The organism is Streptomyces sp. NRRL S-87, assembly GCF_000719335.1.
Lineage (GTDB): Bacteria > Actinomycetota > Actinomycetes > Streptomycetales > Streptomycetaceae > Streptomyces.
The window spans coordinates 1-1,996 of sequence record NZ_JOGB01000155.1; the positions used below are offsets into that span (position 1 = coordinate 1).

The window sequence follows — 1,996 nt, forward strand, 5'->3', positions numbered from 1 at the left end:
GGGGCGGGCGGTGGTCGAGTCGTTCGGGCACCGGCCGTTCGATCTGGGTGCGGGCCGGCTGCTGCGGGCGATGACGGTGCGGTTGGGTGCGGACGACCACCTGCTGGCGCTGTCGATGCACCACATCGTGGTGGACGGCTGGTCGATGGGCGTCCTCGTCGAGGAGCTGCGCCGGCTCTACGCCGGTGACGGTGAGCTCGCCGACCTTCCCATCCAGTACGCCGACTTCGCGCTGTGGCAGCAGGAGCAGCTCTCCGGTGCCGGACTCGATCGGCACCTGGACTACTGGCGGGCGCGGTTGGCCGGGTTGGAGACCTTGGAGCTGCCCACGGACCGGCCCCGGCCCCGAGTGCGTTCTGGGGTCGGTGAGACGAGCGTGTTCACCGTGCCGGCGGGGACGGTGGGGGCGTTGCGGGAGCTGGCGGCGCGGCACAACGCGTCGTTGTTCATGGCGGCGCTGGCGGTGTTCCAGCTGGTGTTGGCGCGGTGGAGCGGGCAGAGCGACATCGCGGTGGGGGTGCCGATCGCGGGGCGCAACCGGGCGGAGGTGGAGGACCTGGTCGGGTTCTTCGTGAACACCCCTCGTCCAGTCGATGTTCGCGCTGCAGAACCTGCCGGCCCAGGACTGGCACCTGCCCGGCACCACCGTGGAACGGCTCACCACCGCCGACCGGACGTCAAAGTTCGACGTGTCGGTGTTCCTGACGGAGGAGGCGGACGGCAGCCTGTCGGGCGAGGCGACGTTCGCGACGGAGCTGTTCGACGCGGCGACCATCGAGCGGCTGACCGGGCACTTCGTGACCGCCCTGGGCGACGTGAGCCGCGACCCGGAGCGACCGCTGGGCGAGGTGCGCCTGCTCACCGATGCCGAACGGCACCAGATCCTGGTCGAGTTCAACGACACCACGGTCGACTACGCCGACGACGCCACCGTCCACCACCTCTTCGAGCAGCAGGCCGAGCGCACGCCGGACTCCCCCGCCGTGGTCCACCACGAGGCCACGCTCACGTACCGGGAGCTGAACGAGCGGGCGAACCGGCTGGCGCACCACCTGATCGGCCGGGGCGTGGGCACCGACACCCTCGTCGCGGTCTGCCTCGACCGCGGCGTCGACATGATCACCGCACTGCTCGCCGTCCTCAAGGCCGGCGCCGCGTACGTGCCGCTCGACCCCGACACCCCGGCGGACCGCCTCTCCTTCATGCTGGAGGAGTCGGGGACGCCACTGGTGCTGACCCACACGGACCTGGCCCCGCGCCTCGACCACGCCCCCGTCCCGCTGGTCGCCCTCGACCGGCTCTCCCTCGACGCCCTGGCCTCCGGGAACCCCGTGACCCCCACCGGTGCCCGGGACCTCGCCTACGTCATCTACACCTCCGGCTCCACCGGCACCCCCAAGGGCGTCCAGATCGAGCACCGGTCCGTCTGCCGCCTCCTGGTCAACAACTGGTTCAACACGATCACGGCCGACGACGTCGTCTCCCAGACGTGCAACTACTGCTTCGACGTCTTCACGTACGAGTGCTGGGGCGCCCTCATCACGGGCGCGACCCTCGCGGTCGTGGACAAGGAGGAGCTGGGCGACTCCGACGCGCTCGCCGCCGCGTTCCGGCGCGACCGGGTCACCGTCGCCTGGCTGACGGCCCCGCTGTTCAACCAGCACGTGGTCGAGCGCCCGGACCTGGTGGCCGGGATGAAGACGGTGATGTACGGCGGCGAGGCCGTCGACCGCTCGGTCGCGGACGCCCTGATGGCGGGACCGCACGCCCCCGCCACCCTGATCAACGGGTACGGGCCCACCGAGGCCACCGTCTTCGCCACCTGCTTCGTCGTGGCGGACGACGGCCCCGAGCTCACCTCCATGCCCATCGGCCGGCCGATCTCCAACACCATGAACCTGGTGGTGGACCGGCACGGGGGGCTGGCGCCGGTGGGGGTGCCGGGCGAGTTGTGGATCACCGGGCCGGGGCTGGCCCGTGGTTACCTGGACCGTCC

1 protein-coding gene and 1 pseudogene are annotated in these 1,996 nt (G+C 71.4%); both read left to right on the plus strand.

Features of this window, described 5'->3' with window-relative positions; genetic code table 11:
• Nucleotides 1-70 precede the first annotated feature (70 nt).
• Nucleotides 71-515 (plus strand): annotated as a pseudogene (locus IF43_RS43940) (condensation domain-containing protein); the annotation flags it as partial.
• 78 nt (nt 516-593) lie between these two features.
• On the plus strand, nt 594-1,996 hold a 1,403-nt coding region (locus tag IF43_RS37460; RefSeq protein ID WP_158939692.1), incomplete at its 3' end, for an amino acid adenylation domain-containing protein.